Origin of the sequence: Rahnella sp. CG8 (genome assembly GCF_023701875.1) — a bacterium.
GTDB lineage: Bacteria > Pseudomonadota > Gammaproteobacteria > Enterobacterales > Enterobacteriaceae > Rahnella > Rahnella aceris.
In genome coordinates this window covers 206,154-212,452 of record NZ_JABAED010000008.1, presented here as the reverse complement: position 1 = coordinate 212,452, position 6,299 = coordinate 206,154, and the positions used below count along the sequence as shown (strand labels likewise).

The window sequence follows — 6,299 nt, the reverse complement described above, 5'->3', positions numbered from 1 at the left end:
AAGGGTCCATGATGAGCATGAACCCTTTTTACACGAGCCACCGGATCGGTCAACTGATCCTTAAACGATCGGCATTACCCTTGCGGCGCCTTTCGTTTATATCACTGTTATATCACTGTGCGGGCGATTAATGACAACCGCAGCCGCCGTTACCGCCGCAACCGCCTTTTTTGCCGTGATCATGACCGTGGTCGTGATCATGGTCGTGGCCGTGACCACCGCAGCAACCGTCACCGTGTTCATGGTCGTGACCATGATCGTGGCCGTGTTCGCCATGAACGTGGCCATGAGCCAGTTCTTCTTCGGTCGCTTCACGGATTGCCACCACTTCAACGTGGAAGTTCAGGTTCTGGCCAGCCAGCATGTGGTTGCCATCAACCACAACGTGGTCGCCATCAACTTCAGTGATTTCGACAGGAACCGGGCCCTGATCGGTATCAGCCAGGAAACGCATACCGACTTCCAGCTCATCAACACCCATGAACACGTCTTTAGGCACGCGCTGAACCAGGTTGTCGTCGTAGTTGCCGTAAGCATCGTTCGCGCCAACATGCACGTCAAATACATCACCAATTGCATGACCATCAAGTGCAGTTTCCAGACCGGAGATCAGGGAACCATGGCCGTGCAGGTAATCCAACGGTGCGCTCACCGGAGATTCATCAACCAACACACCGTCTTCTGTACGTACCTGATATGCCACGCTGACGACCAGGTCTTTTGCTACTTTCATGATAACTCCTACCGTTGGAAACTCAATTTGTTGTCTGCGGGCGTTGCATAACGCACGCAACTTCGCTTAAGGCTAATTCAGTGACGGCCACTTTTCGATGAGATCATCCTGAAAAGCGCGATCGGATAAATTTGGCGAAGAGTGTAGCGGAAATCCGCGTCTCTGTACTACCAGCATAAAAAAACACGAGCCATAACGCTACTTCGGATCGAAAATACCAATCACCTGCTCTTCCGGGCGAAGCTTCTTGCTGACCTGCGCGTCAGTCTGACGCTGATGGTGTCCGCACTTTACACACTCCACCACTTCAACCTGATCTTCCTGCCATAAAGCCAGTGTATCCATCGCCTTGCATTTCGGACACACCGCACCAGCGATGAACCGTTTACGGGTTGTAGCCATGTTACTTCTCCTGAAATTTCCGATATTGCGTCCGGTCAGTTTTCGATCAACCACCGAAATTATTTTTCTGCTACCGGGCTATTCGTCATCGTCCCAGCCATCAAGCTGGCGACGTTCGTTATGCATTTCACTCTGAAAGATGTCTTCCAGCTCTCGCCGGGCCTCTTTCACGCGGGAAATCTGCGCAACGTCGCCGCGGTTTTGCGGCACCAGTTCACGCAACATCCGCATGTCGAGCCGACGAAAATGTTGCTGCGCGCGATACGCACTGTGCGGATGCATGCCCAGCGTCACGAGTGCTTTCTTCCCAAGCTCCAGCGCACTAGAAAACGTCTCGCGGGAAAAATTCACTACGCCGGCCTGCAAAAGCTCATGCGCTTCCACACGGCCACGGGCACGCGCCAGAATATTCAGATGGGGAAAATGCTGCTGGCATAAATGCACGATAGCCATCGTATCTTCCGGCTCATTGGAGGTAATAACGATCGACTTTGCCTTTTCCGCGCCGGACGCCCTGAGTAACTCCAGTTCGGTTGCATCGCCGTAATAGACTTTGTAGCCGTAAGTCCGCATCAACCCGACGGCGCTGATATCACGCTCCAGCACCGTAATGCGCATTTTGTTCGCCATCAGCAAACGTCCGATCACCTGCCCGAAGCGCCCGAACCCGACAATAATCACCTGCGGTTCGTCATCCTGAACAAAATGCTTTTCGTCGCTTTCTTCGCCGTCGTTGTAGCGTCGCACCAAAATCCGGTCAACCCACTGCATCAGCAGCGGCGTGGTCATCATTGATAACGTCACCACCACCAGCAACAGCGAAAGCTGCGACGAAGAAATCACTTTCTGCGCGCCCGCCGCCGAGAACAGCACGAAAGCAAATTCACCGCCCTGACTGAGCACGGCGGAAAATTGCAGCCGGACCGAAGTACGCAAGCCAAATACACGGGACAGCCCGTACAACAAGGCACCTTTGACAGTCACCAGAACAATCACGCCCGCCAGCACCAGCAAAATATGGGTATAAAGCACACCCAGATTCAGCGCCATGCCGACAGAAATAAAGAACAGCCCGAGCAGTAAACCCTTAAATGGCTCGATAGCGATTTCCAGTTCGTGCTGATATTCACTTTCAGCCAGTAAAATCCCGGCGATGAACGTCCCGAGTGCCATCGAAAAGCCCAGCGTATCCATAAACAGCGCCGAGCCGAGCACCACCAGCAACGCGGCGGCGGTAAACACTTCACGCACGCCGGAGGCCACAATCAGCCGGAAAATCGGCCGCAGCAGATAGCGTCCGCCAATCAACATCCCGCCAAAGGCCAGCACTTTCAGGCCGATCATTTCCCAGTTATTGCTGCCTTCGGAGCCCCCCGCCAGAATCGGGATCAGGGCCAGTGCCGGGATCACCGCGATATCCTGGAACAGCAGCACGGCAAAACCCAACTGGCCGCCTTCGTTACGCGTCATGCCTTTATCGCGCATCAGTTGCAATGCCATCGCCGTGGATGACATCGCCAGCCCGATACCGCCAATCACCGCCGCCTGCCAGGAAAACTTCGTGAGATACAACAAACCGCCAAGCACCAGCGCGGTCAGGATCACCTGCCCGGCACCGACGCCAAAGATTTGCCGCCGCAGCGCCCACAACTTACCGGGATTCAGTTCCAGCCCGATGATAAACATCAGGAAAACCACGCCCAGTTCGGAGAAGTGCAGGATCTCATCCACGTCACGGATAAAACCTAAGCCCCACGGGCCGATGGCAATCCCCGCCAGCAAATAGCCGAGTACCGCGCCGATACCTAAACGTTGCGCCAGAGGCACGGCGACCACCGCAGCGAATAAAAACAGCAGGATTGCCGTAGGAATACTTGAAACGTCCATCAGACGATCCCCCCATGCGGCAACGGGGATTGCAGCCATTCGCCGTACGCTTCGGCATGGCTCTGCAACACATCAGGTTTCTGACGTCGCGCCCAGTAAATAACGATTGGCGTCATCCAGTGCATATGGCACATCGCCGACGTCAGCTCGAACGGACGCATAATATCGGACATCGGATAACGGTTATAACCGCCCGCACGGTAAGCGCCTTCCGGCTCGCCGGTGGTAACGACCGAACGCCAGTATTTGCCGTTAAGCGCATTCCCGCCAGCACCGCTGGCAAACCCCCGGGCCAGCACGCGATCCATCCATTCCTTTAATAAAGCCGGGCAACTATAGGTATAAAGAGGATGCTGGAAGACAATCACTTTGTGTTCACGCAGCAGTTGTTGTTCGCGGTGGATATCAATAAAAAAATCAGGATAGTGGGCGTACAAATCATGCACGGTGACATGCTCAAGTTGCTGTGCCTGCTGTAACAAAACGCGGTTGGCGACTGAATCGGGTGATTCCGGGTGGGCGTACAGCAGCAAAACCTTTGGTGGCTGCGACATCAATACCTCCAAAGCGTCGTCAGGGTGCGGTTTTTCCGTTACCATGCTTCGCAAAGACAAAATGGGACGCGATACGTCTTGTTTAAATCATTATCATGACAATTTAACATACTCTCAACACGGCGCTTTATGATTGTTTTCTCCTCCTTACAAATCCGACGCGGCACTAACGTGCTGCTGGACAACGCGTCTGCGACCATCAATCCCGGCCAGAAAGTCGGGCTGGTGGGCAAAAATGGCTGCGGTAAATCCACCCTGATTTCGCTGCTTAAAGGTGAAATGAGCGCCGATGCAGGCAACCTGACGTTTCCGTCCAACTGGGCGCTGGCCTGGGTCAATCAGGAAACACCCGCTCTGGACCAGCCTGCGATAGAGTATGTTATCGACGGTGACCGCGAATTTCGCCAACTGGAAGCGCAATTGCAGCACGCTAACGAGCGTGATGACGGCCACGCTATCGCCACGCTGCACGGTAAACTCGACGCCATCAACGCCTGGACCATTCCGGCGCGCGCGGCGAGCCTGCTCAGCGGATTGGGCTTTACTCAGAATCAGTTGCAGCAGCCAGTCAAATCGTTCTCCGGCGGGTGGCGCATGCGTCTCAACCTTGCGCAGGCGCTGATTTGCCGTTCTGATTTACTGCTGCTCGATGAACCGACTAACCACCTGGATCTCGACGCCGTCATCTGGCTGGAGAAATGGCTGAAAAGCTACACCGGCACGCTGGTGCTGATTTCCCATGACCGGGACTTTCTCGATCCGATCATCGATAAAATACTGCATATCGAACAGCAGACGCTGAACGAATACACCGGTAACTACTCGTCTTTCGAACGCCAGCGTGCGACCAAACTGTCGCAACAGCAGGCATTGTTTGAAAGTCAGCAGGAGAAAGTGGCGCATCTGCAAAGTTATATTGACCGTTTCCGTGCGCAGGCGACCAAAGCCAAGCAGGCGCAAAGCCGTATTAAAATGCTGGAACGCATGGAGCTGATAGCCCCGGCGCACGTCGACAATCCTTTTCATTTTAGCTTCCGCTCGCCGGAAAGTTTGCCCGATCCGCTGTTGCGGATGGAAAAAGTCAGCGCCGGTTATGGCGACACCACGATTCTGGAGTCGATCAAACTGAATCTGGTGCCGGGTTCACGTATCGGCTTACTGGGCCGTAACGGGGCCGGGAAGTCCACGCTGATCAAACTGCTGGCTGGCACCATGCCGCCGCTTCACGGTGACATTGGTCTGGCGAAAGGCGTCAAACTCGGTTACTTCGCGCAGCATCAGCTGGAGTTCCTGCGCGCAGAAGATTCGCCGCTGCAACATCTGGTGCGCCTGGCGAACAAAGAAACCGAACAGCAGTTGCGCGATTATCTCGGTGGATTTGGTTTCCACGGCGATAAAGTGACGGATCCTACCGGGCGATTCTCCGGCGGTGAAAAAGCGCGTCTGGTGCTGGCACTGATTGTCTGGCAGCGCCCTAACCTGCTGTTGCTCGATGAACCGACCAACCACCTGGATCTCGATATGCGTCAGGCGCTGACCGAAGCGCTGATCGACTTCGAGGGCGCGATGGTTGTCGTGTCGCATGACCGCCACTTACTGCGCTCCACCACTGACGATTTGTATCTGGTACACGGCGGCAAAGTGGAACAGTTCGACGGCGATCTGGAAGATTATCAGCAATGGCTGGTGGACATTCAGCGTCAGGAAAGCCAGCAGGACGCACCGGCCAAAGACGGCGGCGTTAACAGCGCGCAGTCGCGTAAAGACCAGAAACGTCGCGAAGCCGATTTCCGCAATCAGACCCAACCGCTGCGTAAGCAAATCACCAAACTTGAAGCGCAGATGGAAAAATTAAGTACAGAACTGGCGACCATTGAAGAGCGTCTGGCTGATTCCGCGATTTACGACAACAGCCGTAAAGCCGATCTCACCGAATGTCTGCAACAGCAGACCAAAGTGAAAGGCGCGCTGGAAGAGACCGAAATGACCTGGCTCGATGCACAGGAACAACTGGAAGACATGTCGAAGGCCTTTGATCTCGACTAGAAGATCGTTCGGTAAGAAATGAGAAAGGCGCCACGACGGCGCCTTTCTTTTGTCTGCAAATCAGTGCCAGATCAGCAATACGCAGGCGGCGGTCAGGATCCCCATCGCGATATTAAAGGTATACCACGCACGCCTGCTGCGCAGCAGGCGGCCAATTACGGTACCGAAGCCAAGCCAGATGATCCCGGACACCAGATTGACCAGGAACATCCCGAGGCTGATACCGGCAATAGAGTGGTTATAGGCGGCACCGGCCAGACTGAAGCTCGCGACCGCGCCCAGCCCCATCAGCCACGCTTTCGGGTTGAGGAATTGCAGCAACCAGCCCTGATACAAGCGGATCGGCCTGGGTGGCGGGGCGCCGGTTTCCAGTTTTTCATAGGCAGATGTCGCAATCTTCCACGCCAGCCACAGCAGATACAGGCTACCGGCGATTTTGAGGAACAGATGTAACGCAGGATAAATCGTGATGAGCCCGCCGACCCCAAACGCCACCAGCAGCAAAATACTTTGCATGCCAAGCATAATGCCGACCATCAGCCAGAGTGAGCGGAAGAACCCGAAGTTAGCGCCAGACGTGGTTAACAACATATTGTTCGGGCCAGGGGTGATAGCGGCGACCCATAAAAATCCAAGCATCGAGAAAAATAAACCAGGTTCCATTTAATTTGGGTTCT

The 6,299-nt window shown here is 54.7% G+C and carries 6 protein-coding genes; 1 reads left to right on the top strand and 5 read right to left on the bottom strand.

What is annotated here, in order from left to right:
* Positions 1-127: 127 nt before the first annotated feature.
* The 4 genes from slyD to kefG form a co-directional block, all read right to left on the bottom strand.
* A complete protein-coding gene (gene slyD / locus HGO41_RS10430; protein WP_013573661.1) occupies positions 128-733 on the bottom strand; it encodes a peptidylprolyl isomerase in 606 nt (201 codons plus the stop codon).
* A gap of 198 nt (positions 734-931) precedes the next feature.
* Positions 932-1,135 carry a YheV family putative zinc ribbon protein gene (locus HGO41_RS10425; protein WP_013573660.1) on the bottom strand — a complete coding sequence of 68 codons (204 nt, stop codon included), beginning with the start codon at positions 1,133-1,135 and terminating at the stop codon, positions 932-934.
* Between the two features lie 78 nt (positions 1,136-1,213).
* On the bottom strand, positions 1,214-3,022 hold the full coding sequence (gene kefB, locus HGO41_RS10420; RefSeq protein WP_013573659.1) for a glutathione-regulated potassium-efflux system protein KefB: 1,809 nt from the start codon (positions 3,020-3,022) through the stop codon (positions 1,214-1,216).
* A complete protein-coding gene (gene kefG / locus HGO41_RS10415; RefSeq protein ID WP_014411531.1) occupies positions 3,022-3,576 on the bottom strand; it encodes a glutathione-regulated potassium-efflux system ancillary protein KefG in 555 nt (184 codons plus the stop codon). Before kefG ends, kefB begins: the two co-directional genes overlap by 1 nt.
* Positions 3,577-3,705: 129 nt before the next feature.
* Here kefG and HGO41_RS10410 point away from each other — a divergent pair, with 129 nt between their 5' ends.
* Positions 3,706-5,622 carry an ABC transporter ATP-binding protein gene (locus tag HGO41_RS10410; RefSeq protein ID WP_013573657.1) on the top strand — a complete coding sequence of 639 codons (1,917 nt, stop codon included), beginning with the start codon at positions 3,706-3,708 and terminating at the stop codon, positions 5,620-5,622.
* Between the two features lie 60 nt (positions 5,623-5,682).
* Here the strand turns inward: HGO41_RS10410 and HGO41_RS10405 are convergent, their stop codons facing one another.
* A complete protein-coding gene (locus tag HGO41_RS10405; protein WP_013573656.1) occupies positions 5,683-6,285 on the bottom strand; it encodes a LysE family translocator in 603 nt (200 codons plus the stop codon).
* Positions 6,286-6,299: the final 14 nt, after the last annotated feature.

What these genes read in the sequence shown, in the direction of transcription:
- kefG (WP_014411531.1), bottom strand. Translation starts at nt 3,576, where the DNA reads ATGTCGCAGCCACCAAAGGTTTTGCTGCTGTACGCCCACCCGGAATCA.
- HGO41_RS10405 (WP_013573656.1), bottom strand. Translation starts at nt 6,285, where the DNA reads ATGGAACCTGGTTTATTTTTCTCGATGCTTGGATTTTTATGGGTCGCC.
- kefB (WP_013573659.1), bottom strand. Translation starts at nt 3,022, where the DNA reads ATGGACGTTTCAAGTATTCCTACGGCAATCCTGCTGTTTTTATTCGCT.
- HGO41_RS10425 (WP_013573660.1), bottom strand. Translation starts at nt 1,135, where the DNA reads ATGGCTACAACCCGTAAACGGTTCATCGCTGGTGCGGTGTGTCCGAAA.
- slyD (WP_013573661.1), bottom strand. Translation starts at nt 733, where the DNA reads ATGAAAGTAGCAAAAGACCTGGTCGTCAGCGTGGCATATCAGGTACGT.
- HGO41_RS10410 (WP_013573657.1), top strand. Translation starts at nt 3,706, where the DNA reads ATGATTGTTTTCTCCTCCTTACAAATCCGACGCGGCACTAACGTGCTG.